We start from the raw sequence: 24,045 nt of genomic DNA on the forward strand, positions 1-24,045 counted from the left end.
CCGCCGTCCCGCCGCCCAGTCGTCTTGAGGAGGAGTCCCACCGATGGCGAATTTCGCCAAGCCGAGCGCCCCGCGCTTCAGCGTGGAGGTGTACCAGAACGAGTTCCTCCCCGAGGGCGGGCGGGACGTGCACGCCATCGTGACGGTCACCTCCACCGGCGGCGCCACCGCCACCCGCGCCCTCGGCCAGGACGCGGCCGTCGTGATCATGGTCGACTGCTCCGGCTCGATGGAGTACCCGCCGGCCAAGATGCGCGGCGCCCGCGAGGCCACCGCAGCCGCGATCGACACCCTGCGCGACGGGACCTCGTTCGCCGTGGTCGCCGGCACGCACGTGGCCAAGGAGGTCTACCCCGGCCAGGGCCGCCTCGCCACCGCCGGCCCGGCCACCCGCGCCCAGGCCAAGGAGGCCCTGCGCTCCCTGAGTTCCGGCGGCGGCACCGCCATCGGCACCTGGCTGCGGCTCGCCGACGGCCTGCTGCGCGGGTCGGCGGCCTCCATCCGGCACGGCATCCTGCTCACCGACGGCCGCAACGAGCACGAGGACCCCGCCGTGCTGCGCGCCACCCTCGACGCCTGCGCGGGCCGGTTCACCTGCGACGCCCGCGGGGTGGGCACCGACTGGGAGGTCAAGGAGGTCACCGGGATCGCGGGCGCGCTGCTCGGCTCCGCCGACATCGTGGCCGACCCGGCCCACCTCGCCGAGGACTTCACGCGCATGATGGAGAACGTCATGGGCAAGGAGGTCGCCGACGTCGCCCTGCGCCTGTGGACCCCGGTCGGGGCGGAGGTCCAGTACGTCAAGCAGGTCTCCCCGGCCGTCCGGGACCTCACCGGCCGGCGCGTCGAGGCCGGCCCGCGCGCCGGGGACTACCCGACGGGCTCGTGGGGCGACGAGTCCCGCGAGTACCACGTGTGCGTCCGGGTGCCGGGGGCGGCCGTGGGCCAGGAGATGCTGGCGGCGCGCGCCTCGCTCGTACTGCCCGGACCGGCGGCCGACGGCGACGGGCCGCGGCCCGCGCTCGCGCAGGGGCTGGTCCGGGCGGTGTGGACCGACGATCTGGCCGCGTCGACCGCCATCAGCCCCCAGGTGGCGCACTACACGGGACAGGCGGAGCTGGCGCAGGCTATCCAGCTGGGGCTCGAAGCCCGCAAAATGGGCGATGTCGACGGCGCCACGGCGAAGCTCGGCCGGGCCGTGCAACTGGCCGACGTCTCCGGCAACGCGGACACGGCCAGGCTGCTCGCGAAGGTGGTGGACGTCGTGGACGCGGCGGCGGGTACTGTGCGGCTGAAAGCGAAGGTCGCCGATGCCGACGAGATGACCCTTGAAACGCGTTCGACGCAGACCGTCCGAGTGAAGAAGACCTGAGAAAACCTGAGAACACCTGCCGCGATGACGCAGGGAGAAGGGGGAAGCGCCGCGATGCCGACCTGCCCGAACGGGCACCAGTCCGCCTCCGACGACTGGTGCGAGGTCTGCGGTCACCGCATGGCTGCCCCTACGGGCGCCCCCGCGGCGCCCTCCTACGGCTACGGCTACCCTCCCACGGCCGGTGAGCCCACCGCCCAGGCCGAGCTCTGCCCGCAGTGCCGGACCCCGCGCGAGGCCATGGCGCCCTTCTGCGAGGAGTGCCGGTACAACTTCCTGACGCGTACGGCGACCTCGTACGCGCCGCTCGGCCCGGACTCCTCGGCCGGCGCGGGCGGTACGGGCGCGGGTCCGGCGGGTACTCCGCCTCCCCCGCCGCAGGCCCCGCCGGTGTTCTCCCAGGACCACTTCGACTACCAGGGCTCCCGCCCGTCGCGGGTCAACCGCCCGGCCGAGCCGCTCCAGGGCGAGGACGACTGGCTGCTGCCGCCGCCCTCCCCCGAGCTGCCGGTTCAGCCCGCGCCGTTGCAGCCGGTGCAGCCGCAGCCCGTGCAGCAGGAGTACCAGCAGCCCCTGTACCAGCAGCAGCCCCCGGCGCCGCCGGAGTACCAGCAGCAGCAGCCCCAGCCTCCCCAGCCGCAGCAGCCCTTCCCGTCCCAGCAGACGGGGTCCTCCTGGACGGCGACGATCGGCCCCGACCGCTCGTACTTCTCGGCGATGATGCAGCGCAGCGGACCGGAGGCGGCCGGGCTCAACCTGCCCGCGTACTCCCCCGAGCAGCACCTCCCGCTCTCCGGCGGCCAGATCACCATCGGCCGCCGCCGCGCCTCGACGGGCGAGTCCCCGGACATCGACCTCTCGGTGCCCCCGGAGGACCCGGGCGTCTCCCACCAGCACGCGGTACTGGTCCAGCAGCCCGATCTCAGCTGGGCGGTGGTCGACCAGAACTCCACCAACGGCACCACCATCAACGGCGGCGAGGAACCGATCCAGCCGTACGTCCCGGTCCCCCTCGGCGACGGTGACCGCGTCCACGTCGGCGCCTGGACCACGATCACCGTCCGCCGCGGCTGAACCCCGGCCGGCCCCCGGCTACACCTGCTCCGCCGGCTCCCCCAGGGGCCATACGTAGGGCCCCTGGGGATCGTCGAGCCAGGACCACTGGCCCCCGTCGGTGACGGTGACGCCGAAGCGCTCGCGCGCCGGCCGGTCCTCGCGCCGCCACAGGTCCAGCGCCTCGCGGGGGTGCAGTACGCCCGCGGTCAGGATCAGCAGGAACTGGAAGCGCTCGTTCTCCACCAGGTCGTACGGGACCCCGTGCAGCGGCCCGGTCGTCCCCACGGGGTGCGGCGAGGCCGTGGCCCCGCGCAGCGGGACGAAGTAGGCGGAGGTGTGGAGGAAACGGCCCTCGGCGAAGTCGGGGTCCCGGACCCTGAGCGCGATCAGCCCGGTCGACAGCGGGGCCAGGATCCGCGCCCCCGGCCGGCACTGGCCCAGCCAGGCGTGCGGGATCAGCGGCAGCGTGCAGGTCACCAGGATCCGGTCGAAGGGGGCGCGGGAGGGGCAGCCGCGCGCCCCGTCGCCGGTGACCACCGTCGGCCGGTAGCCGAGGAGCGCGAGATGGGCCCGGGCCGACTCGGTGATCTCCTCCTCCAGGTCCACGGTGGTGACCAGGTCCTCGCCGAGGCGGTGGCAGAGCAGGGCCGCGTTGTAACCGGTGCCCGCGCCGATCTCCAGCACGTTGTCCCCGTCGCGGACCTGGAGCGCCTCCAGCATCTTCGCCATCAGGGAGGGCTGGCTGCTGGAGGAGACCAGCTCGCCGTCGCGCAGCCGGGTCGCGAGCGGGGCGTCCGCGTACACGCCGCGCAGCCAGCGGGCCCGCAGTTCGGGATCCGGGTCCTCGCCCCAGAGCCGCTCGTGGCCGGCCCCACGGCCGGTCCAGAACCAGGGCACGAACAGGTGGCGGGGCACGGCCGCGAAGGCCGCCCGCCAGTCCGGGTCCTCCAGCGCGCCCGCGGCGACGAGCTCCCGTACCTGGGCGGCGTGCGCGGTCTCCCGCAGGTCCCGTACCGTGCCGCCGGTGCTCATGTCTCCACTGTCCTGCGGGCGGCCCCCGGATGCGACCTCGCGCCCGGGGCCCGGTCCTAGGACCGGGGTCCTCCGTCCGGGCGTCTGAGACGATGGTCGGGTGAATGACGATCCGCAGAGCACGGTCCAGGAGATGACCTTCTACGAGCTGGTGGGCGGCGAGGACACGTTCCGCCGTCTGGTCCACCGCTTCTACCAAGGGGTCGCGGGGGACCCGCTGCTGCGTCCGATGTACCCGGAGGAGGACCTCGGGCCCGCCGAGGAGCGGTTCGCACTGTTCCTGATGCAGTACTGGGGCGGCCCGACGACGTACAGCGAGAACCGCGGCCACCCGCGCCTGCGGATGCGGCACGCGCCGTTCCAGGTGGACGCGGCCGCGCACGACGCGTGGCTGAAGCACATGCGGGTCGCGGTGGACGAGCTGGGCCTCGCGCCGGAGCACGAGGCGCAGCTGTGGCGGTACCTGACCTACGCCGCCGCGTCGATGATCAACACGGCGGGCTGACCGGGCCGTCCCGGCCGTCCCGGCGGGACGGCCCCTGCGGTCAGACCGGCCGTACCTGGAGGGCGCCCAGCCCGCCGGTCCGTCCGGGGCTCCGCGTGGCGACGGACCCGTACGGGGTGCTCAGCCGCAGCCAGCCGCCGGAGGCGAACAGCGCCACGGGGGCCGGTGCGGGGGCGCCTTCGGGCGCGGGCGCGGCGGGCACGGTGGACCGTACCGGCCTGAGGAAGCCCAGGGACTGCGCGGCGTGCACGGCGCGCAGCGGGAGCTCGGTGTCGCCCAGCGTGCGGGACCAGATCTCGCGGCCGATGCGGTCCCGCTCGGAGCGGGTCCGGTGCTGCGGGGGCAGGGCCTCGTCACGGGCCCGGAACTCGGCGACGGCGGCGGCCACGGCCGCCCGTACCGCCTCGGGCTCCGGCAGTCCCGGCACGGGCTGCCAGCCGCCGCGCGGCGGGAGCACCCCGGCCCAGGGCGGGCCGGTGACCGGCCCGGGCACGGTGACGCCGGCGAGGCCCTCGTCGACGGCCTCCAGCAGCTCACCGGCGGACACGGTCACGTCCAGCGGGGTCGCGGCCGGCCCGGCGAGCCGTACCGCGCGCACGGCCAGCACGTCGAAGGACGGGGGCCGCCCGAAGACGGCGAGCGCGCCGCCGCCCGACCGCGCCTGGAGGCGTACGGCGGCGGCGCGGTCGTAGTGCACCAGCCGGCCGAGGAAGGCGGCGAGGTCCGCCGCCTCCCCGGCGTCGGCGAAGCGCAGCTGCTCGTTCATGCCGCGAGGCGCCCTTCGGAGCCCTTGCGGCGGTCCTTCGGCTCGTCGAGGTACTCCTCGAGGAAGAGCCGTTCCTCGGCCGTGATGCGGCGAGGCCGCCCCTCGGCGAGGTTGTAGGGCACGACCACGGTCTCGGCCCGGACGTAGACCGTCTCGGGCGTCTCCTCGGTCGCCTCGTCCTTGACCTCGTAGCGGATGGTCAGGGACGCGGCGCCTATCCGGGTCACCCAGGACTCGATGAGCACCGGCTCGTGCCGGTGCACGAGGGGCAGCTTGTAGTCGATCTCGTGGCGGGCGACGACGGAGCCGCCCGTGAAGGAATCGCTGCCCTCCCCCGGCGCCAGGCGGAACATGAAGTCGATGCGCGCCTCCTCCAGGTAGCGGAGGAAGACGACGTTGTTGACGTGCCCGAAGGCATCCATGTCCGCCCAGCGGAGGGGGCACCTGTAGTGGTGTCTGGCCATGGTCTCGGCCTAGCCCCGGGTGAGCTTCTTGTAGGTGGCGCGGTGCGGACGGGTGGCGTCCGGGCCGAGCCGCTCGATCTTGTTCTTCTCGTAGGACTCGAAGTTGCCCTCGAACCAGAACCACTTCGAGTCACCCTCGTACGCGAGGATGTGCGTGGCGACCCGGTCCAGGAACCAGCGGTCGTGGGAGACGACCACGGCCGCACCGGGGAACTCCAGCAGGGCGTTCTCCAGCGAACCCAGGGTCTCGACGTCGAGGTCGTTGGTGGGTTCGTCGAGGAGCAGCAGGTTGCCGCCCTGCTTGAGGGTGAGCGCGAGGTTCAGGCGGTTGCGCTCACCGCCGGAGAGGACGCCGGCCGGCTTCTGCTGGTCCGGGCCCTTGAAGCCGAAGGCGCTGACGTACGCGCGGGACGGCATCTCGACGTGGCCGACGTTGATGTAGTCCAGCTCGTCCGACACGACCGCCCAGAGGGTCTTCTTGGGGTCGATGTTGGCGCGGCCCTGGTCGACGTACGAGATCTTGACGGTCTCGCCGACCTTGATCTCGCCGGTGTCCGGCGTCTCCAGGCCCTGGATCATCTTGAAGAGCGTGGTCTTGCCGGCGCCGTTCGGACCGATGATGCCGACGATGCCGTTGCGCGGCAGCGTGAAGGACAGGTCGTCGATGAGGACCTTGTCACCGAACGCCTTGGAGAGGTTGTTGACCTCGACCACGATCGAGCCCAGACGCGGGCCCGGCGGGATCTGGATCTCCTCGAAGTCCAGCTTGCGCATCTTGTCGGCCTCGGCCGCCATCTCCTCGTAGCGAGCGAGACGGGCCTTGGACTTGGCCTGGCGGCCCTTGGCGTTGGAGCGGACCCACTCCAGCTCTTCCTTGAGGCGCTTGGCGCGCTTCTCGTCCTTCTTGCCCTCGACCTTGAGGCGCTCGGCCTTCTTCTCCAGGTAGGTGGAGTAGTTGCCCTCGTAGGGGTGGGCGCGGCCGCGGTCGAGCTCGAGGATCCACTCGGCGACGTTGTCGAGGAAGTACCGGTCGTGGGTGACGGCCACGACGGCGCCCTTGTACTGGGCCAGGTGCTGCTCCAGCCAGTTCACGGACTCGGCGTCGAGGTGGTTGGTGGGCTCGTCGAGGAGGAGCAGGTCGGGGGCCTCGAGCAGCAGCTTGCAGAGGGCCACGCGGCGCTTCTCACCACCGGAGAGGTTGGTGACGGGCCAGTCGCCGGGCGGGCAGCCCAGCGCGTCCATGGCCTGCTCCAGCTGGGCGTCGAGGTCCCACGCGTTGGCGTGGTCCAGGTCGTCCTGGAGCTTGCCCATCTCCTCCATCAGCTCGTCGGTGTAGTTCGTCGCCATTTCCTCGGCGATCGCGTTGAACCGGTTGAGCTTGCCCTTGATCTCGGCGACGCCGTCCTCGACGTTCTCCAGGACCGTCTTGGACTCGTCGAGCTTCGGCTCCTGCATGAGGATGCCGACGGAGTAGCCGGGAGACAGGTACGCCTCACCGTTGGAGGGGTGCTCCAGACCCGCCATGATCTTCAGAACGGTGGACTTACCGGCGCCGTTCGGGCCGACCACACCGATCTTCGCGCCGGGCAGGAAGTTCAGGAAGACGTCGTCAAGAATCACCTTGTCGCCGTGCGCCTTGCGCGTCTTGCGCATGGTGTAGATGAACTCAGCCAAGAGAAACCGTCCGGCAGATCGATGGTGGGCAGATACACCCCATCTTGCCGTACGTCCATCCCCGGGGGGAAACGCGTATGACCCGACCCCCTTGACCAGGGGCCCCTGCCCCCACCGGCACGCGGCGGGCGGCACCGGCCGAATCCAGGCCCGCCGGCGTTTGAGGCGCGGGGTCTGGGGCGGAGCCCCAGGATCTTTCAGCCGCGCCGGCGACCGAGGCGGGAACGGAGGAAGGGCGGGGCGGGGAGCAACCCGTCCCACCAGGCCGCCACGGGCCGGGACGCCGGGGCGTACCGGACGCCGGGGCGTACCGGACGCCGGGGCGCGGGCTCAGCGGGGGCGGTAGACGGTGAGGGCGTCGGGGAGCGCGTCGAGAACAAGGGCGGCCGGGGCCTGCGCGTACTCACCGTCGTAGGCGAGCGCGGTACCGGCGGGGATGTCCCCGATGCGCAGGCTGCGCAGGCGCGTCGCGACGTGCACGGGGGACCGGCTGAGCGGCCCGGCGAAGGCGGCGGCGAGCAGCCGCGGGCCGGGCCGGCCACCGCCGTGGACGAGCCGCAGGTCGAGCAGGCCCTCACCGAGGCTGTCCCGGCGGCGCGGGGCGGGGCCGGAACCCTGGTAGGTGCCGTTGCCGGCGAAGAGCAGCCACGCGCTGCGGGGCCGCCCGGCCAGCGTCAGCCGTACGGGCCGCTCGGCGCGCAGCACCTGCCAGGCCGCCAGCACCGCGGCCGGCCCGCCCCCGATCCGCGGCCCCCACCGCAGCCGGTGCCGCAGCAGCTCGGGGTAGGCGCCGATGCTGAAGTTGTTCAGGAAGTACCGGGCCCCGGAACCGGAACCCCCGGCGGAACCGGCGCCTGCCTCCGCGGCGACGGAGCCCGGCCCCGGGGAGGGGCGGCGGGGTGGAGTGGGGGTGAAGCGGCCCAGGGTGATGTGGACCGCTTGGCCCGTGGCCACGGCGCGGCAGGTGTCGTCCGGTCCGGAGAGGCCGAGGTCCAGCGCGAAGTGGTTCAGGGTGCCGCCGGGGAACACCGCCAGCGGCAGCCCGGCGCGCAGGGCGGCGGTCGCGGCGGCGTTGACGGTGCCGTCGCCTCCGCACACCCCGAGCACGGTGGCCCGGGCCGCGGCCGAGGCCAGCGCGGCCTCCAGCTCCGTACCCCCGCACTCGACGACCTCCGCCGCCGGAAGCCGCTCGCGCAGCACGTCGAGCCCCGCTTCGGCGGCCGTCCCCGACCCGGTGTTCACCACGACCACCAGCCCGGCGCCGTCCGGCAGGGCCGGTACCCCGGCCGCCTTCCGTTCGTCGCCCGGGACGACCCGCGCTTCCCGCACGTCCCGCGCGAGGCGGCGTACGACGTACCCCGCGAGCACCCCGAGCGCCGCGCCCGCCATCACGTCGGACGGGTAGTGCACCCCGGTGTACACCCGGGAGAACGCCACCGACACGGCCACCGGCGCCACCGCGGCCCCCCACCCGGGGGACTCCAGGGCCAGTCCGGCGGTGAAGGCGAAGGCCGAGGCGGAGTGCCCGGACGGGAAGGACGTGGTCCACGGCGGCGTGACCGGCTGCCGCACCACGGGCACCCCGTCCAGCACCGGCCGGGGCCGGCGCACCGACCATTTGCCGACGGTGTTGATGGTCGCGGAGGCCAGGGCCAGCGAGGCGATGCCGCGCACCGCCGCCTTGCGGGCCCGGGGCGGTCCGACCGCGGCGATCGCCGCCGCCGTCGCGCCCCACAGCACCCCGTGGTCGGCGCAGCGCCCGAGGGCCGGCAGCACCCGGTCGGCCCCCGGCCAGTGCCTGCGGGCCACCGCGTCGAACAGCTGCCGGTCCCACCGTGCGACCGTGCCCCGCCAGGTCAGTTCCTGATCAGCCATTTCCTGCCCCTACCCCCGGGCACGGATCCGGAATCAGGACCGCCGCCCGACTGGCCCTACCCCCCGGCCCCTCTCGGACTCAGTACTCCCCTTCCTCGCCCTCCTCGCCTTCCAGCGGCCTCTTGCGCAGCAGCAGGACCACCATGCCGCCCAGTACCACCAGCCCCACCGCCAGCGCGGCGATCACGGGGGTGGCGGCCGAGCTGCCGCTCGTGGCCAGCCGCTCGTCTTCGGGGGACTCCTCCTCGGGGGACAGGGACCCGGAGGAGGAGTCCACCGCCACCTCGGTCGCCCCGCCCAGCGTCCCCACCGGCCCGGCGGGGCCGGACTGCGCCCGCGGCTGCGGCCACACCGCCGCGGCGGTGGCGGTCGTGGCGGACTCGCTGGAACCGGCCACGATCTGCGCCTCGGCGGGGATCCCGCTGGTGAAGACCCGCCCGACGGGCACCTTCGTGGAGCCCTGCACGGTGACCGAGGCCGTGCCGTCCGGGGTGCCCGGCGGCACCTCGAAGTACAGCCGGGTCCCGTGTCCGACGGATTCGAGCGGCCGCCCCTCGGCGTCCACCACCCGCACCCCCATGGCCACGGCCGCCGCGTCCGGGGTGACGCTCACGCTCTGCGCCCCCGTCCGCACGGTCACCGGCCCGAGCCGGGTCCCGACGGGACCCGACACCGGCCCGGACACCCGGCCCGGGTCCAGGCCCAGCGAGGCGGGCGGCTCCGGCAGCCGACCGGCAGCCCGCTGGAGGTAGTCGGCCAGGAGTTCCGCCGCCGGGTCGGCGGCCTCCACCTGCGCCCCGTCGGCCAGCCGCCAGATCGCCACCTGGGTCCCGGCGGCCGCGCTCTCCGCCGTCAGGGAACCGGCTCCGGCCGCCTTCGCGAGTCCGGCCAGGTCGTTGAGCTGCGGGTAGGAGTGCTCCAGCACCCACCGGATCCGCCCGGCCTCGGCGTTCCCCGCGAGGGGGCTGCCGTTCCAGCCGCTCTCCGTGTACCGGGCCTGGGGCTGCGCGTATCCCGCCACCCCCACCCCGTACGTCTGGAGCATGCCGCCGCCGTCGACCCGCATCTCGTACAGCCCGGCCGGGATCTGACGGACCGACCCGTCCCCGGTGCGCAGGACCGCCTGCCCGTACGTCTTCAGCCCGTCGAGCACGGCGCTCGCGCCCTCAGCCGCCCGGCCGGCCGCCGGGTCGGAATCGGCGGAGGCACGGGCGCCCGGGGCCGCGGCGAGGGCGGCCGCGGCCAGCAGCGCCACCGCCAGCGGCCTTCGTACGGAGCCCCGTACCGCCGCCACGGCCGGCTGACCGGTATCGGGGACAACAGGAGCGACAGCAGCAGCGACGACAGGAACGGCCCCGGTGCCGCGCGCGGGGTCGGGACCCGCAGGACCGGCAGGAACAGGAAGCGGAACCTCCGGCCCGGCAGGCCCAGCGGCCTGTGGCACGGCGGACGTGGAGGCCGGTCCGCGCGCGGGCGCGGAGCCCGGCACGCGGGATTCGGTGGATACGGAGGACGCGGGAACAGCAATCGACACAGTCTTCCCCTTCGGGCCAAAGACCCAGGTGCCCGTGAGTACCGGGGAATCCTAGCCGCCTCGAACACTCAGACCACCGCCGCCTTCTGAGGGCCCATCAGTGGGGTGTCCGTCTTGACCACCCGCCGGAACGCCGCCGTTCCGCGGTTCAGGTCGTGTCCGATGCTGATCGCGTCGATGTCCGCCGAGAACCACCGGGCGCCGTCGCCGTCCGGCGGGGCCTCCCGGACCCGTAGCCGCCCGTGGACCACGAGCGGTTCCCCCACCGACACGGAACTGGCCAGGTTCAGCGCCAGGACCCGGCGCGCCCACACCGTGTAGAAGCTGGTGGGCGCGTCCGTCCAGGCTTCCGTCCGCCGGTCGAAGTACCTCGGCGTCACCGCGAAGCGGAACCTCGCCGAGGGACCGGTGACGGTCTCCTTGAAGTCGATCTGCGTCGCCACATGGCCCACCAGCGTGACCAGGGTGTCGTTCATCCCGGCCGCCTCCCCACGTCCCTTGCCCCCCACGGACCCTCCGCACGGGGTAGGACCATGCTGGCCGGGACCGCGAATCCCCGCTCCGGCCTGTGGATTACTGGCGGGTTGTGGACAACCTCGTCCCCCCTGCGGCGACCGTCGCGTACTGCTCCCGCACCTCGCGGTAGCGCAACAGCTCGGCCGCGACGGGTTCCAGCACCCGGGCCCGCCCGCAGCCGGCGGCGGCCTGCCGCAGCCGCCGCTCCGCGTCCTGCCCGTACCGGCGCGCCGGGCCCCGGGCCGCGATCGAGCAGGCCCACTCCACCAGCGGCCCGCCGATGATGCCGGACACCATGAACAGCACCGGCGGCAGCAGTCGCGGCTCCAGGACCCCGACGATCTGCCCGACCAGCCACAGCCCGCCGAAGATCTGCACGAGCGTCATGGCCGCCTGCGCCAGGACCGCCGCCGGCCACCACGTCGGCCGCGGCGGCTTGGCGCTGGGCACCGCGACCGCCGCGCCCAGGGTCACCGCCAGGTCGTCCAGCGCCTCCGGGAGCCGTTCGGCGCCGCGCACCGCGGTCTCCCGTACGGCCTGCGCCCAGGAGTCGGGCAGGCCGACGGCCGCCTCGTCGGCGACGAGGCGTACGGCCTGCTCCACCCGCTGCCGGGCGGTCACCTCCTCCTCCACCGGCGGTTCGGCGGACACCGCCGGGGAGCGGCCGATCGCGGCGAGGGCGGCCAGGCCCGCCAGCGAGCGCGGGGCGCGCCGGCTCTCGTACCAGCGCCACAGCCGCAGCCAGGGCGTCCCGCAGGCCTTGCCCGCGTTGCGCCGCCAGGCCCGCTCGGCGGCGAGCCCGGCCGCGTACGCCCCGACCGCCTCCGCGAGGCGGTCCTCGAACTCGGCGCGCGCCACTTCGCCGATCTCGGGCCCCGCGTGGCCGTCGGCGACGTAGAGCGGGCGCAGGCGCGCGGCGGCCCGGTCGACATCGGCGGAGATCCGCCGGGTGGCGGCGCCCTTCTCCTGGGTGAACTGTCCGAGGAGCTCGCGGAGTTCCCCGACGCCCTCACCCGTCAGGGCGGACAGGCCGAGCACGGTGGCTCCCGGTTCGCCGTGCTCGCCGAGGGCGATCCCGTCGTCGTCGAGGAGTCTGCGCAGGTCGTCCAGTACGAGGTCGGCGGCCTCGCCGGGGAGCCGGTCGACCTGGTTGAGCACGACGAACGTCACCTCGGCGTGCCCGGCCAGCGGCCGCAGGTACCGCTCGTGCAGGACGGCGTCCGCGTACTTCTCGGGGTCGACCACCCACACCACTGCGTCGACCAGCGCCAGGACCCGGTCGACGTGGTCGCGGTGCGTGAGCAGCGCCGAGTCCAGGTCGGGCAGGTCCACGAGGACCATCCCGCGCAGCGCCTCGGCCTCGGAGGTCTCGCGGGGCCGGCGCCGCAGCCGGCCCGGGATCTCCAGCCGGTCGAGCAGTCCGGCCGCCCCGTCCGACCAGCTGCACGCGATGGGAGCGGCGGTGGTCGGGCGACGCAGGCCGGTCTCGGAGATCTGCACTCCGGCGAGTGAATTGAAGAGCGTGGACTTGCCGCTTCCGGTGGCTCCGGCGATCGCGACGACCGTGTGCTGTGGGGACAGCCCGCGGCGCGCGGCCGCCTCGTCGAGGACGCGGCCCGCCTCGGCGAGGGTCTTGCCGTCGAGCCGGGTCCGGGAGAGTCCGACGAGCTGGCGCAGCGCGTCGAGGCGGGTGCGCAGGGCCTGGGCCTCGGGGCTGAGCGGGGGCGCGGGGGCCTTGCCGCCGTCGTTCCCGGCGCCGGAGACCGCCCGTACGAGTGCCTCGTCGCCCGCGTCCTGCTCCTCGTCGAAGTCCAGGTCCACGTCTAGGTCGAGGTCGAGGTCCCGGCCCGGGTCGAGGTCCCGGCCCGGGTTCTCGTCCGGGCTCCTCCCCCTGTCCTTCGTGTCCCCGCCCGGGTCCTGCCCTTGGAGGCTTTCGGGGTCCGTGCCGGCGGGTCCGGTCGAACCGCCGCGACGGCCCTTGCGGGTGGCGAGGCGGCGCGAGCGCGCGATCAGTCCGTCGTCCCAGCGGTCGTCGGTCCGGTCGCGGTCGGTCAGGGCGGTCACCGCGTCACCTCTCCTTCTGCAGTACGGACAGCGCGGCGATCAGCTCGGCCTGTGGTTCCGGTGTCACTTCGAGCGCCTCCAGCGGGGCGAGCCTGCGGTCGCGTTCGGCGCGCAGTACCTGGTCGAGGTGTTCGCCGACGAGTTCCCCGCCCCGGTCGCGCAGGCGTACGGCGGCCTGTACGCCGATCCGTTCGGCGAGCTTCTCCCCCGCCGGGCGGGCCCTCTTGCCGCCCAGGAGGGCGGCTACGAGGAGGGCGGCGATGGAGTCGGGGTCGGGCGCGGGCTGTTTGTCGAGCTTGGCGACCTCCTCCTCGGCGAGTTCCTCCAGCACGCGCCGCCAGCGGCGTACGGCCATGCCGATACGTTCCGCCGCTTCCCGGTCGGGCGCGGGCAGGGCCAGGGCTCCGGCGGCCGGTTCGCGCCGCCAGGCGTCGGCGATGCGTTCGTCGGCGGCGGCGACGGCGCACTGGAGCAGCGCGGCGAGGGATTCGGCGAGGGAGTCGAGGAGTTCGTCGGCGCTGGTGTCGAGGGGGTATCCGCGCCAGCGGGTCAGCGCGTCCCCGGCGAGTACGGCGCCGCGGTCGAGGCGGCCCCGGACCCGCTTGCCCTCCCTCTTGTACGCGTCCTCGACGGCCGAGGTGAGGCGTACGGAGGCGGCGTACTGGGCGGCGACGGCGGAGGCGAGCTCCGGCATGCGGCGGCCGAGCGAGTCGAGGGCGCCCAGCGCGGTCCGCCCGACGGCGTACTGGCGGGCGGCCGGGTCCTGGGCGTGGTGGCTGAGCCAGGCGAGGAGCGGCGCGACGGCGCTGGCCGGGAGCAGCCCGCCCCCGCCGGCCGACTCGGGCAGCTCGGGCACGGTGAAGCGCGGCAGGTCGCCCAGTCCGGCCCGGGTGAGCAGGGCCCCGTACTGGCGGGAGACCTCGGCGAGCACCTGGTGCGGGACCCGGTCGAGGACGGTGACGAGGGTGGCCCGGTACTGCTTGGCGGTGCGCAGCAGGTGCCAGGGGACGGCGTCCGCGTACCGCGAGGCGGTGGTGACCATGACCCAGACGTCGGCGGCGCAGATCAGTTCGGCGGCGAGTGTCCGGTTCTCGACCACGAGGGAGTCGATGTCGGGGGCGTCGAGGATGGCGAGCCCGCGCGGGAGGGTGGAGACGGTCTCGATGCGCAGTTCACGGGTCGCGGTGCGGCGGCCCGCGGCGCGGGGGGCGTTCCGTTTGGACGCGGGGAGCGGTTCCTCCTCCCCTTGCGGGGCCCATACGCGCATCAGGTCGGGCAGGATCCGCATCCCGGCGAACCAGTGATGATCATCCGGATGGCAGACGAGCACGGGGGTGCGTGTCGTCGGCCGGAGTACCCCGGCTTCACTCACCTGGCGTCCGACGAGGGAGTTGACGAGGGTGGACTTACCGGCCCCGGTGGACCCGCCGACGACGGCGAGCATCGGCGCCTCGGGCGCTTTCAGCCGGGGTACGAGGTAGTCGTCGAGCTGCGCGAGCAGCTCGGCTCTGGTCTGGCGGGCGCGCGGGGCGCCGGGCAGGGGCAGCGGCAGACGCACGGACGCGACCCGGTCGCGCAGGGCGGACAGGGCATCGAGCAGCTGAGGCCGAACATCCAAGGTCACCACATGCGAAGAATGCCCAATTTGGGACCATTTTTGAAGCTTATACGCCCTCTGCGCGCCGACCGCGACTCCAGCGGGACATCCTGGACACGGCGGACGAGTGGGACGCAGGCATAACGAGTGCACAACACCCAGGGCGCCGCGGCGCAAAAGCGGTGCGAGAATCGCACCTGCCTGCGAGTATCGGGACCGCTTCACCGAACCTCCACATCGTGGCACGCGGGTGAAGCAACCGGGACAAGGCGACCGGAGCCCTATCCTTGACCCGGCACGGACCGTAGTCCCACCCCCACCAAGGGGCTCCAGGCCACCACGGCCACCTTCCGGCCCCCGTAGCTCAGTGGATAGAGCAGGTGCCTTCTAAGCACTTGGCCGCAGGTTCGAGTCCTGCCGGGGGCACTCTTTCTCCACCTCCCCGCAAGGACCCGCCCGGGTCCGCCGGTGTGTCCCGTCCCGGTGGCGACGACGGCGACGGCGACGCGAGGACCTCGATCGGCTGAAGCCCGGCGCCTGAAGGCGCCGGGCTTCAACTCGTTGGGGCCGGTGACGGGGCCGGGGCCGGTGACGGGCTCGGACTCGGACTCGGGAACGGCCGGAAACAGGCCGTCCCGCCCGACGGGGGTGCGGGCGGGACGGCGATCAGGGGCGGGCCGGGTGCGCTCGGGCGCGGGCCGCGCGCGGGTCGGGCGCGGGTCAGGCGGCCGGGGCACCCGCGGGGGCGTCAACCGGCGCGTCCGCCGGTGCGCCAGCCGGTGCGTCCGCCACCGGTGCGTCGGCCGGGGAGACGCCGAAGGCCTTGACCGCCTGGTAGTACGTCCAGGCCGTGCTGTCGCAGGAACCCTTCTTGACCCCGGAGTACTGGGAGCAGACCCGCTTCAGGTCCGAGTAGAAGGCGTCGTCCAGCCGGGACTTGTTGGCGGGGAAGGAACCCGCCGCCTTGTAGTTGCGGTAGCCGAAGTCGTGGCGGGCGCAGGCCGTCTGGAAGGGGAACCCGAAGGGGTTGTCCGGGGACGAGCTGCAGTAGTCCGTCGACCAGTCGAAGCCGTACGCGGCCCAGTTGCCCTGGCTGCCGCGTGCGGCGACCCAGGCGTTGTAGCTGGAGGCGCTCGTCTGCGTCCAGCTGCTCAGGACCTGCGGCTTGTCAGCGGGGGCGGCGGACGCGGGGGTCGCGACGGCGATCAGACCGGCCGCGGCCGAGGCGAGCAGGGGTGCGAGACGGCGACGCATGGCATTCCTCCGGGACGGGGCGGCGGGGCGGACGGGCCGCCCGGTCAACTCCCGGTGCGGCGTCGGGTCCCACCCTCGGAGCCCGCCATATCTCCGGTCCCTACCGGCCCTATAACCGCGGTCCGTGCGCGTGCGTCGCGGTCCGGTCAGCGTGCGTTGACGCGTGTCCCCGATCCGGGCGGGCGGGTCTGGGTACGGGGCCCCGGGCCTGGGCCGTGGGGGTCCCAGGGGCCGGGTCGGGGAGCCGGGACCCCTCTCAGGTATGACGCCGTGTGCGACTTGCGGCAGAGTCAGGATTCGTACTGCGGAGGGACGCGCGAACGGCCTCCGCCACGAACACTTGTAGGCATGAACCGCCGTCCGCTCGTCATCGTCGCCGCCGTCGTAGGAGCCCTGGCCACCGCTGCCTTCGCCCTGCCGAACCTGCCGCCCAACCCGGTCACGAGCGTCCTCAGCGACCGGGTCTTCCAGGAGAAGGGCAAGCGTTACGCCTCCGCCGCCGACGCGTCCGCGCGCGGCGACAGGGCGTTCACCCTGCCCAGTTGGATACCGAAGGACGCCACCGACGTCCGGATACAGGCGCGGACGACCGGCCAGGCCCGGCTGATCCGGTTCACCCTCGGCGCGACCCCGCTCGACGGACCGCAGTGCGCCGCCCCGGCGGTGCGCAAGGCCGGCGGGCCCCGCCTGGGCGCCCGTTGGTGGCCGGGTGACACCCGGGCCGAGGAGCGGCCCGAGTGCCGGGACTTCTACCAGTACCAGGTGGCCGTACGCGGCAAGAAGGTCTACGCCTGGACCGACGGCACGCCGTCGCCGGGAGCGCGAATACAGGCCGGGGCCACGGCCGTCCCGGCGTCGCGCGGATAGACGCCTAGGCCTGGGCCGGAGCCGGATCCTGGGTCGGGGCCTGGGGCTGGGCCAGGGCTGCGGTGGTGGCGCGGGCGAAGCCGTCCGGGTTGTCGAGCATGATGTTGTGCCCGCAGTCCGGGACGGCGACGACGGCGACTCCGGCGGCCTCCAGGGCCTCGGCGGCGGCGGGCCCGTCCCCCTCGGGGTGCAGGTAGGCGCGCGGGATCGGCAGTTCCAGCAGGAGCTCCCGCATGGTGGGCTTCGTCCCCTCGACGAGGTGGACGGCGGTGCGGTACAGGGCGGTACGGCCGGCCAGCCTCATCGTCGACCACCAGTGCGCGCCGACCCGTTCGCGGACCTCGGACCAGCCTCCGGCCAGGAACTCCTCCTCCGTGTAGGAGGCGATGCCGCTGCTGCCCGCCGTGACGGGGGTGCGCGGCGCCGGGTCCAGGTTGGCGTCCACCAGCACGAGGCGGGAGACCAGCCGGGGATGCCGGGCGGCCAGCACGATGGCCACCGCGCCGCCCATGCTGTGCGCGATGAGCTCGGCGCCCTCGACGCGGGCGGCGGTGAGGGCCTGCGCCACGGCGTCGGCGTGTGCCTCCAGGGTGTAGGAGAAGCCCTCGGGCCGGTCGCTGTGGCCGTGCCCGAGCAGGTCCATCAGCAGCGAGCGCCGCCCGGCGAGCAGCGGGTGCACGGCGGAGGCGGCGAAGTAGGCGGGCGAGGTGGATCCGAGGCCGTGGAGGTAGACGCGGGCCGGTTCCTCCCCTGGCAGTTCGACCCAGCGGATGCGGTCGCCCTCCGGTGTCACGACGGCATTGTGCACGGTGTGTGTTCCCCCCTGGAGCCCTGCTCTGGCACGTTCCGCCTGAGGGTATCCGGGTTCCCGAAGCCCTCGTCTACCCTCATGAGGTGATCGACCATGTGAACCAACTCGGCGCCGAGGCGGCCCGGCTCGGACCGCTCCCTGTGGGCACCGACGTGGCCGTATGGGCGCTGGACACCCGACTCGCGGTGATCGGCGGCCGGAAGGCCGACGGGGCCGAGGCACTGCTGGACACGGGCGAACGGGAGCGGGCCGCGCGGCTGCTGCGGGACAGCCACCGGCGCAGCTACCTGGCCTCGCACCTGGGGCTCCGGCTGCTGCTCGGCGGCTATCTGGGGCTGGCTCCGCAGGAGGTCGTGCTGGTCCGGGAGACCTGCCCGTGCTGCGGCGGCCCGCACGGCCGGCCCGCCGTGGCGGGGGGCGCGCTGCACTTCTCGCTCTCGCACAGTGACGACGTGGCGTACTTCGCGTTCGCCGGGGTCCCGGTGGGCGTCGACGTGGAGGCCGTGCCGGGCGCGGAGGCGGTGGAGGACGTACTGAGCACCCTGCACCCGGCGGAGACGGCCGAGCTCACCGCGCTGGCGGGCGCCGACCGGGCGGCCGGGATGGCCCGGGTGTGGTCCCGTAAGGAGGCCTGCCTCAAGGCCACCGGTACGGGTCTGGCGCAGGGCCTGGTCGAGCCCTACGTCGGCTCGGCGGACGCCCCCGCCCCGGTCCCGGGCTGGTCCCTGCGGGACCTGTCCGCGCCGGCGGGGTACGCCGCCGCGCTCGCGCTCCTCGACGCCTGAAGCCGGGCGGCGCGGGCGGACGCGGCCCGGTCCAGCCGCGGCCACAGCCCCGCCAGCCAGGCCTCCGCCGGCCCGGCTCCGGGCAGCCCCGCCGGAACGGCGTCGTGGAGCGCGGCCGTCTCCGGTTCGGCGGTGCGGTGGTGGCGCAGGATCTCCGGCTCGCCGGGCCCGGCGGCGGCCACGGCGACGCTGCGCAGGAACATCACGTTCGCCGCGAGCAGCCACAGGTCCTCCCCGACGGGCTCCGCTCCCGAGGAGCCGTCGGCGCCCTCGGCGAGCGCCCACGGGTCCGGCGCCAGGTAGCGCACCCGGCCCACCCCCGTGAACCCCGCCGCGGCCGCGCACATCCCGCACGGCTCCTGCGTGCTCCAGAGCGTGGCGCTGCCGAGGTCCCACCCGGTCCGGGCGGCCCCGAGGGCGTTCATCTCGGCGTGGGCCAGCGGGGTGCCCCGCAGCGGGCCGGTGCCCGGGCCTTCCTCGTAGGCCTCGTTGCGGCCCTCCGCCAGCACCGCGCCCGCCGGATCGGTCAGTACCGCTCCCACGGCCAGGCCTCCGGCGGCCAACGCCTCGTAGGACAGCGTCAGAGCCCGCCGCACCGCCTCCGGCGCCGCCGCCCACACCACTTCGAAGTCCCCGCCCCCACCACGTGTCATTCCCGCATGCTCGCACGCCCCCGGACCCTGCTGTCGAAGCCCGGCGCCGCGCCTCACGGCGTCGTCGGAGCACCTGAGCAGGTCCCGTGCGCGGACGCCCCGCCGCCTCGGCACGGCCGGCGCCGGACGACACGGGCCTCGCGGGCACGCCACCGGTCAGGCCCGCGTCGTCCGGTGCCGTGGTCCCGGGGCCGACAGCGCCTCGGCGCGTTGGCGGGGCTCCCGCGTACCGGACGCACTCGGGTGCTCGGCCAGCGCCGGGGGCACCTCCCAGCGGTAGCTCGGGGAGGGGCGCGGTGCCGGGCGGCGCTGGCCGGGCAGGGTCCGGACGGGACAGCGCCTAGGCTGCCGCCCATGGACATCCGCCCCGCCCGTACCGCCGCCGAACTCCAGGCCGCCGAAGGGCTCTTCGACGGGCCCGCCCGCGAGGAGTGGTCCGCGCGCTTCCTCGCCGCGTCCGGACACCTGATGCTCATCGCCTACGTCGACGGCGTCCCCGCCGGGATGGTCTCCGGCGTCGAGATGACCCACCCCGACAAGGGCACCGAGATGTTCCTCTACGAGCTCTCCGTGGACGAGGGTTACCGGCGGCGCGGGATCGGGCGCGCCCTGACCCTGGCCCTGGCCGAGGAGGCCAAGGCGCGTGGCTGCTACGGCATGTGGGTGGGGGTCGACACCGACAACGACCCGGCGCTCGCCACGTACGGCGCGGCGGGCGCCGAGGACGAGGGCGTCTTCAGCATGCTCGGCTGGAACCTCACGCCCTGAGGGGGCCGTCGCGGGCCCCGGGACCCCGGGAGGGTCGGGGCACCTCTCCGGCGGCGTGTCGTGGGGCCACTCGGCGCTCCCTCCGCGCGCCGCCGCGCATGCTGGCCGAGCATCGGCCGCATGACCGCACTGACCGCGCTGCTCCCGGCCGCCGCCGCCCTGCTCGCGGCGGCCACCGTCCTGCCGCCGCACACCGCCGACGCCGCCGATGCCGCCGACACCTCCACCGCCCCCTACGTCGTCGTCCTCAAGGGCACCACCCCGCGCGCCCCGGCCCACACCCGCGCCCTCGTCGCCGAGGCCGCGGACGCCGGGGACCAGGTCGGACCGGTCTACGACACCGCCCTCGACGGGTTCGCGGTACGCACCACCGCGGCCCGCGCCGCCGAACTCGCCGCCGACCCCCGTGTGGCCTCGGTGGAGCCGGACACCCGGTACCGGATCTCCGACCCCCCGGCCGACACCCCTCCCCCGGCCCCCGCACCGGCCCCCACCGCCCCAGCTGCCGCACCGGCCCCCGTAGACGCTCCCGTCACCGCACCGGCCCCCGCAGGAACCCCAGCCGGCCCAACAGCCCCAACCGGCCCCGCAGACACCCCAGCCGCCCCCATCGCCCCACCGGCGCCTGCAGACACTCCCGTCACTCCACCGTCCCCCGCAGACACCCCGGCCGCGCCCGCCACTCCCGTCAACCCACCAGCCTCCGCAGACACTCCGGCCGCCCCCACCACCCCTCCGGCTGCCACCACCCCACCAGCCCCCGCCGACACCCCGGCCGCCCCAACCTCCCCAGCCGCACCGGTAGCCCCCATCACCCCAACTGCCCCCGCCATCCCGGCACCCCCCGCCGCCCCCGCCCCCGCACCCGCCCCTCCCCGCCAACACCCCGCCCCCTGGGCCCTCGACCGGATCGACCAGCGCGAACTGCCCCTCGACGGCGGGTACACGTACGCCCGTACCGGCGCGGGCGTCACCGTCTACGTCGTCGACACCGGCATCAACACCCTCCACCAGGAGTTCGGCGGCCGCGCCCGCTCCGGTTACAACTCGGTGTTCATGGAGCGCGCTTCCGACTGCAACGGCCACGGCACGCACGTCGCGGCCACGGTGGGCGGAGCCACGTACGGGGTCGCGAAGGGCGTCTCCCTCGTCGGGGTGAAGGTCGCCGACTGCCGGGGCGACGCGAGCCTGTCGGCGATCCTGAAGGGCCTCGACTGGATGGTGAAGGACGCCACCCGCACCATGGCCACCGCCGGGCCCGGCGCGAGGCCCGTGGTCGCCAACATGAGCCTGGGCGGCACCCCCAGCCGCGCCATGGACGCGGCGGTCGTCCGCGCCGTCGCCGCCGGGATCACCGTCACCGTCGCCTCCGGCAACGACGGCAGGAACGCCTGCTCCGGCTCCCCCGCACGCGTCCCCCAGGCCCTCACGGTCGGCGCGACGGACGCCGCCGACCGCCACCCCGCCTTCTCCAACCACGGCTCCTGCGTGGACCTGGCGGCCCCGGGCGTGTCCGTCACCTCGGCCTGGAAGGGCTCCCCGACCGCCCTCGCGCGGGCCACCGGCACCTCCATGGCCGCCCCGCACGTGGCGGGCGCCGCCGCGCTGGTCCTGGCGGGCGGGACCGCCCGCACCCCGGAGCAGGTCGGCCGGGCCCTGCTCCGCGCGGCCGTACCGGGCCGGATCACGGGCCTCCCCGCGGGCACCGTGAACCTGCTCCTGCACGCCCCCGCCGAACCGCCGCCCGCACACTGACCGGTCGGTATCCGACAGCGCTGTCCGATGGCCCGTCAGACCCGGTCTGATGGGCCATCAATGTGTGTGCGCTTCGGGCGAAAGCAAGCCATTGACTTCTTGTCACGGCGACGCGTCAATGACGGCCATCCGCACCGGCTCGGCCTCCCCGCACAGCGGGTGGGGGGAGGGGTTCGTCTGACGAAGGAGTCGCGACCCAGTGAGTACAACGTTCCGACGAAGAGTTCTGGCCGGGGCGGGTGCCCTTTCCCTGGCGTTGACGGGCGGCGTCGTGGCCCTGACGGGAACGGCGCAGGCCGCGACCAAGACCACACCCGTGCCCGTGAAGTGCGTCGCCCCCGCACCGCAGCCGGGCGCCACCGGCAGCCAGGACTTCACGGTCACGGTGCCGGACACCGCCAAGGCGGGCCAGAGCGTGCCGATCACCATCGACCCCGGTGAGACCCCGGTCGTCCCGATGTTCACCATCGACACGGTCAACACCATCAAGGCGAAGCTGCTCGTCAACGGTGTCGCCCAGACCGTGACCAGCCCCGCCGTCGCCAGCCACCAGGAGGCCGGCAAGAAGGCCGACCCGCCCGCCTTCAGCGGGAACATCACCGTCCCGGACGGCACCGAGGGCACCACGATCCAGATCACCGTCGACCAGGTGATCACGGACGCGGACCTCGGCGGCACGGTCTACACGACCACCTGTACGCCGGAACCGCGCCCGAGCGCCTCCGTCGGCTCGATCGCCGTCGAGGCCCTGCCGAAGGACCCGGTCACCACCAGGCTGACGCCCAACAGCGGCAAGGCGGGCACCGCCGTCGTCGTCACCGGCGCCAACTTCCCGGCCGGGCCGGTCACCTGCTCCGCCCTCCTCGGGGGCGCGGCCACCGGTGACACCGGTACGGGCACGGCGGACGCTTCCGGCGCCGCCACCTGCACCGTCACGGTCAGCAAGAAGGCCGACGCGATCAAGATCGACGGTTCGGTGCCCCCGGCCAAGCCCTTCGTGTTCGTCGAGGAGCAGGCGGGCGTGAAGAACCCGGTCGACATCGAGGTGCTGCCCGGGCCGCTGGCCCTCGGGCCCAAGGACGGCCAGCCGGCCGTCAGCTTCGGCGCGGTGACCATCAACGGCAAGGCGCAGTCGGTCTTCGGCGCGTTCAACGCGGCCACCGTCCAGGACTTCCGCGGCGGCAGCCTCGGCTGGGACGTGACGGCGACCCGTACGCCGTTCCTGAACGCGGTCAGCGGCCACGCGATGGCCAAGGCGCAGCTCGGCATCCAGCCGTCCTGCACCGTGACCAACCCGGACAGCCCGAGCACCTGCTCCGCCGGTGCCCCGGGTGCGATCACGGACACCCCGATGAAGGTCGCCTCCCAGGCGGCCGGCGGTGAGGAGCTGACCGGCGGCGAGTTCGCGGTGGGCGGCGCGGCGATGCTCCAGCTGCCGCCGTTCATGTTCGCCGACACCTACCAGTCGGTCGTGACCTTCTCGATCGCCTGATCAGGCCCGGCCCCGGGTGGTGCGGCGCTCCGGCGCCGCGCCACCTTTCCCGCTGTCCGCCGCGACTGGAGACCACCGCCCATGCCGCTCCGCACGCGCCGTACCCGCCGTACCCGCCGTACCCGCCGTACCCGCTACGCCGCCACCCGCGGCCCCCGCGCCGTGCTGCACGCCCTGCTCGCCGCGCTCTGCGGCCTCGTCCTGCTCCCGGTGGCGTCCGCCGGCAGCGCCTCGGCCGCCGACAACGGCACCTGGGGGGTGTTCCCGACGCCCCCGGCCGGCGCCCCGATGACCGACCGCGCCTACTTCTTCCACCAGGGCGCCGCCGGCAGCTCCGTGAGCGACAGCGTGACGATCCTGAACTCCTCCGACAAGGAGCTCACGTTCCAGGTCTTCGCCACCGACGCCGTCAACACCCCCTCCGGTGGCGCCTTCGCGCTGCTGCCCGTCGAGACGAAGCCCAAGGACCTGGGCACCTGGATCGCGCTGCCGCCCGAAACCGCGACGACGGTCACCGTCCCGCCCAAGGGCCGCAAGGACGTCCCCTTCACCGTGAAGGTGCCCCAGGACGCGGTTCCGGGCGACCACGTCGGCGGGATCGTCGCGCTGAACACGGCGGTCGAGGGCGTGCAGAAGGACGGCAAGGTGCAGGTCGGGGTGAAGCGTTCGGTGGGCGCCCGGCTGTACTTCCGGGTGCCGGGGCCGCTGACGCCCGGGCTGAGCGTGGAGGACGTACGGGTCACCCGGGGCGCGCCGGTCCTGCCGTGGGTCAAGGACGCGCACGCCACCGTCACGTACACGCTGGTCAACCGGGGCAACGTGGTGGTCGAGCCGAAGGTGTCGGTGTCCGCGGAGGGGCTTTTCGGGCGCCGGGTCCTGGACCGTCCGGCCCGGGAGCCGAAGCTGGTGCTGCTGCCCGGCCAGCGGGTCGAGCTGACCGAACCCTGGCAGGACTCGCCACAGTTGGACTGGGTCACCGTCAACGTCGCGGCGGGGGCGGCCGCTTACCCCGATCTGCGCTCGGATTCGGCCACGGAGTTCCTCGCCGTGCCCTGGCCGGCGCTGGGCGCCGTCCTCGTCCTGGCGGGCGCGGGGGTGACCCTGCGGGTGCTGCGCCGGCGCCGCCGCGGCGGCCCGGAACAAACGGAACCCGTACCGGACTTGGCGGGGGCGCACTGACCGGCGAGGGTGTCTGCGGGTGACGG

21 protein-coding genes and 1 tRNA gene are annotated in these 24,045 nt (G+C 74.4%); 10 read left to right on the plus strand and 12 right to left on the minus strand.

All coding sequences use genetic code 11. The features are described from left to right. Nucleotides 1–43: 43 nt before the first annotated feature. Nucleotides 44–1,372 carry a VWA domain-containing protein gene (locus OOK31_RS30950; protein ID WP_267090683.1) on the plus strand — a complete coding sequence of 443 codons (1,329 nt, stop codon included), beginning with the start codon at nt 44–46 and terminating at the stop codon, nt 1,370–1,372. Between the two features lie 54 nt (nt 1,373–1,426). Further along, nucleotides 1,427–2,446, plus strand: coding sequence for an FHA domain-containing protein (locus OOK31_RS30955; protein WP_267090684.1), 1,020 nt, complete (start codon nt 1,427–1,429; stop codon nt 2,444–2,446). A gap of 18 nt (nt 2,447–2,464) precedes the next feature. Here OOK31_RS30955 and OOK31_RS30960 read toward each other — a convergent pair whose 3' ends face one another. Beyond that, nucleotides 2,465–3,460, minus strand: a complete 996-nt coding sequence (locus OOK31_RS30960; protein ID WP_267090685.1) for a methyltransferase domain-containing protein — start codon at nt 3,458–3,460, stop codon at nt 2,465–2,467. 100 nt (nt 3,461–3,560) lie between these two features. Between OOK31_RS30960 and OOK31_RS30965 the strand changes: the two genes are divergently transcribed. Beyond that, complete coding sequence (locus OOK31_RS30965; RefSeq protein WP_323188272.1) at nt 3,561–3,965, plus strand: globin; 405 nt, start codon at nt 3,561–3,563, stop codon at nt 3,963–3,965. 40 nt (nt 3,966–4,005) lie between these two features. On the opposite strand, the gene OOK31_RS30970 is transcribed toward OOK31_RS30965, so the two are convergent. From OOK31_RS30970 to OOK31_RS31005, 8 genes are all read right to left on the minus strand, one after another. Continuing rightward, nucleotides 4,006–4,731, minus strand: coding sequence for a hypothetical protein (locus OOK31_RS30970; protein ID WP_267090686.1), 726 nt, complete (start codon nt 4,729–4,731; stop codon nt 4,006–4,008). Continuing rightward, nucleotides 4,728–5,195, minus strand: a complete 468-nt coding sequence (locus OOK31_RS30975) for a thioesterase family protein (protein WP_267090687.1) — start codon at nt 5,193–5,195, stop codon at nt 4,728–4,730. Before OOK31_RS30975 ends, OOK31_RS30970 begins: the two co-directional genes overlap by 4 nt. Before the next feature lie 9 nt (nt 5,196–5,204). Then, on the minus strand, nt 5,205–6,869 hold the full coding sequence (gene ettA / locus OOK31_RS30980) for an energy-dependent translational throttle protein EttA (RefSeq protein WP_267090688.1): 1,665 nt from the start codon (nt 6,867–6,869) through the stop codon (nt 5,205–5,207). A 330-nt stretch (nt 6,870–7,199) separates the two neighbouring features. Next, nucleotides 7,200–8,744 (minus strand): bifunctional phosphatase PAP2/diacylglycerol kinase family protein, encoded by a 1,545-nt coding sequence (locus tag OOK31_RS30985; protein ID WP_267090689.1) that lies wholly within the window; start codon nt 8,742–8,744, stop codon nt 7,200–7,202. A gap of 79 nt (nt 8,745–8,823) precedes the next feature. Then, nucleotides 8,824–10,038: a TQXA domain-containing protein gene (locus OOK31_RS30990; protein ID WP_267090690.1), complete on the minus strand. Its 1,215-nt coding sequence runs from the start codon at nt 10,036–10,038 to the stop codon at nt 8,824–8,826. A gap of 308 nt (nt 10,039–10,346) precedes the next feature. Next, nucleotides 10,347–10,754, minus strand: coding sequence for a single-stranded DNA-binding protein (locus OOK31_RS30995; RefSeq protein WP_267090691.1), 408 nt, complete (start codon nt 10,752–10,754; stop codon nt 10,347–10,349). A gap of 97 nt (nt 10,755–10,851) precedes the next feature. Then, nucleotides 10,852–12,858, minus strand: coding sequence for a YfjP family GTPase (locus OOK31_RS31000; protein ID WP_267090692.1), 2,007 nt, complete (start codon nt 12,856–12,858; stop codon nt 10,852–10,854). A 4-nt stretch (nt 12,859–12,862) separates the two neighbouring features. Next, nucleotides 12,863–14,476 (minus strand): dynamin family protein, encoded by a 1,614-nt coding sequence (locus OOK31_RS31005; protein WP_267090693.1) that lies wholly within the window; start codon nt 14,474–14,476, stop codon nt 12,863–12,865. Nucleotides 14,477–14,808: 332 nt separating this feature from the next. Here OOK31_RS31005 and OOK31_RS31010 point away from each other — a divergent pair. Then, nucleotides 14,809–14,881, plus strand: a tRNA-Arg gene (locus tag OOK31_RS31010). 294 nt (nt 14,882–15,175) lie between these two features. On the opposite strand, the gene OOK31_RS31015 is transcribed toward OOK31_RS31010, so the two are convergent. Further along, complete coding sequence (locus OOK31_RS31015) at nt 15,176–15,709, minus strand: phospholipase (protein ID WP_267090694.1); 534 nt, start codon at nt 15,707–15,709, stop codon at nt 15,176–15,178. 348 nt (nt 15,710–16,057) lie between these two features. Here OOK31_RS31015 and OOK31_RS31020 point away from each other — a divergent pair, with 348 nt between their 5' ends. Continuing rightward, the gene (locus OOK31_RS31020) at nt 16,058–16,576 is read left to right on the plus strand and encodes a hypothetical protein (RefSeq protein ID WP_267090695.1); all 519 of its coding nucleotides are present in this window, start codon (nt 16,058–16,060) and stop codon (nt 16,574–16,576) included. Nucleotides 16,577–16,580: 4 nt separating this feature from the next. On the opposite strand, the gene OOK31_RS31025 is transcribed toward OOK31_RS31020, so the two are convergent. Next, nucleotides 16,581–17,384 carry an alpha/beta fold hydrolase gene (locus tag OOK31_RS31025; protein ID WP_267090696.1) on the minus strand — a complete coding sequence of 268 codons (804 nt, stop codon included), beginning with the start codon at nt 17,382–17,384 and terminating at the stop codon, nt 16,581–16,583. 86 nt (nt 17,385–17,470) lie between these two features. On the opposite strand from OOK31_RS31025, the gene OOK31_RS31030 reads away from it, so the two are divergent. Further along, on the plus strand, nt 17,471–18,172 hold the full coding sequence (locus OOK31_RS31030) for a 4'-phosphopantetheinyl transferase superfamily protein (protein WP_267090697.1): 702 nt from the start codon (nt 17,471–17,473) through the stop codon (nt 18,170–18,172). Here the strand turns inward: OOK31_RS31030 and OOK31_RS31035 are convergent. Further along, the gene (locus OOK31_RS31035) at nt 18,067–18,825 is read right to left on the minus strand and encodes a nucleoside deaminase (RefSeq protein ID WP_267090698.1); all 759 of its coding nucleotides are present in this window, start codon (nt 18,823–18,825) and stop codon (nt 18,067–18,069) included. The genes OOK31_RS31030 and OOK31_RS31035 overlap by 106 nt on opposite strands. A 354-nt stretch (nt 18,826–19,179) precedes the next feature. Here OOK31_RS31035 and OOK31_RS31040 point away from each other — a divergent pair, with 354 nt between their 5' ends. The 4 genes from OOK31_RS31040 to OOK31_RS31055 all read left to right on the plus strand — a co-directional run bounded on the left by OOK31_RS31040 (nt 19,180) and on the right by OOK31_RS31055 (nt 24,019). Further along, nucleotides 19,180–19,593, plus strand: a complete 414-nt coding sequence (locus tag OOK31_RS31040) for a GNAT family N-acetyltransferase (protein WP_267090699.1) — start codon at nt 19,180–19,182, stop codon at nt 19,591–19,593. Between the two features lie 120 nt (nt 19,594–19,713). Then, on the plus strand, nt 19,714–21,348 hold the full coding sequence (locus tag OOK31_RS31045) for a S8 family peptidase (RefSeq protein WP_267090700.1): 1,635 nt from the start codon (nt 19,714–19,716) through the stop codon (nt 21,346–21,348). Nucleotides 21,349–21,547: 199 nt separating this feature from the next. After that, a complete protein-coding gene (locus tag OOK31_RS31050) occupies nt 21,548–22,840 on the plus strand; it encodes a hypothetical protein (RefSeq protein ID WP_267090701.1) in 1,293 nt (430 codons plus the stop codon). 81 nt (nt 22,841–22,921) lie between these two features. Continuing rightward, on the plus strand, nt 22,922–24,019 hold the full coding sequence (locus OOK31_RS31055) for a DUF916 domain-containing protein (protein ID WP_267090702.1): 1,098 nt from the start codon (nt 22,922–22,924) through the stop codon (nt 24,017–24,019). Nucleotides 24,020–24,045 lie beyond the last annotated feature (26 nt).

Origin of the sequence: Streptomyces sp. NBC_00249 (assembly GCF_026342355.1) — a bacterium.
In the GTDB taxonomy this organism is placed as follows: domain Bacteria; phylum Actinomycetota; class Actinomycetes; order Streptomycetales; family Streptomycetaceae; genus Streptomyces.

Coding starts and splice junctions, on each gene's coding strand:
- OOK31_RS30955 (WP_267090684.1), top strand. CDS start 1,427: ATGCCGACCTGCCCGAACGGGCACCAGTCCGCCTCCGACGACTGGTGC.
- OOK31_RS31045 (WP_267090700.1), top strand. CDS start 19,714: ATGACCGCACTGACCGCGCTGCTCCCGGCCGCCGCCGCCCTGCTCGCG.
- OOK31_RS30950 (WP_267090683.1), top strand. CDS start 44: ATGGCGAATTTCGCCAAGCCGAGCGCCCCGCGCTTCAGCGTGGAGGTG.
- OOK31_RS30985 (WP_267090689.1), bottom strand. CDS start 8,744: ATGGCTGATCAGGAACTGACCTGGCGGGGCACGGTCGCACGGTGGGAC.
- OOK31_RS30995 (WP_267090691.1), bottom strand. CDS start 10,754: ATGAACGACACCCTGGTCACGCTGGTGGGCCATGTGGCGACGCAGATC.
- OOK31_RS30975 (WP_267090687.1), bottom strand. CDS start 5,195: ATGGCCAGACACCACTACAGGTGCCCCCTCCGCTGGGCGGACATGGAT.
- OOK31_RS31035 (WP_267090698.1), bottom strand. CDS start 18,825: ATGACACGTGGTGGGGGCGGGGACTTCGAAGTGGTGTGGGCGGCGGCG.
- OOK31_RS30960 (WP_267090685.1), bottom strand. CDS start 3,460: ATGAGCACCGGCGGCACGGTACGGGACCTGCGGGAGACCGCGCACGCC.
- OOK31_RS30970 (WP_267090686.1), bottom strand. CDS start 4,731: ATGAACGAGCAGCTGCGCTTCGCCGACGCCGGGGAGGCGGCGGACCTC.
- OOK31_RS31055 (WP_267090702.1), top strand. CDS start 22,922: ATGCCGCTCCGCACGCGCCGTACCCGCCGTACCCGCCGTACCCGCCGT.
- OOK31_RS31020 (WP_267090695.1), top strand. CDS start 16,058: ATGAACCGCCGTCCGCTCGTCATCGTCGCCGCCGTCGTAGGAGCCCTG.
- OOK31_RS31040 (WP_267090699.1), top strand. CDS start 19,180: ATGGACATCCGCCCCGCCCGTACCGCCGCCGAACTCCAGGCCGCCGAA.
- OOK31_RS31015 (WP_267090694.1), bottom strand. CDS start 15,709: ATGCGTCGCCGTCTCGCACCCCTGCTCGCCTCGGCCGCGGCCGGTCTG.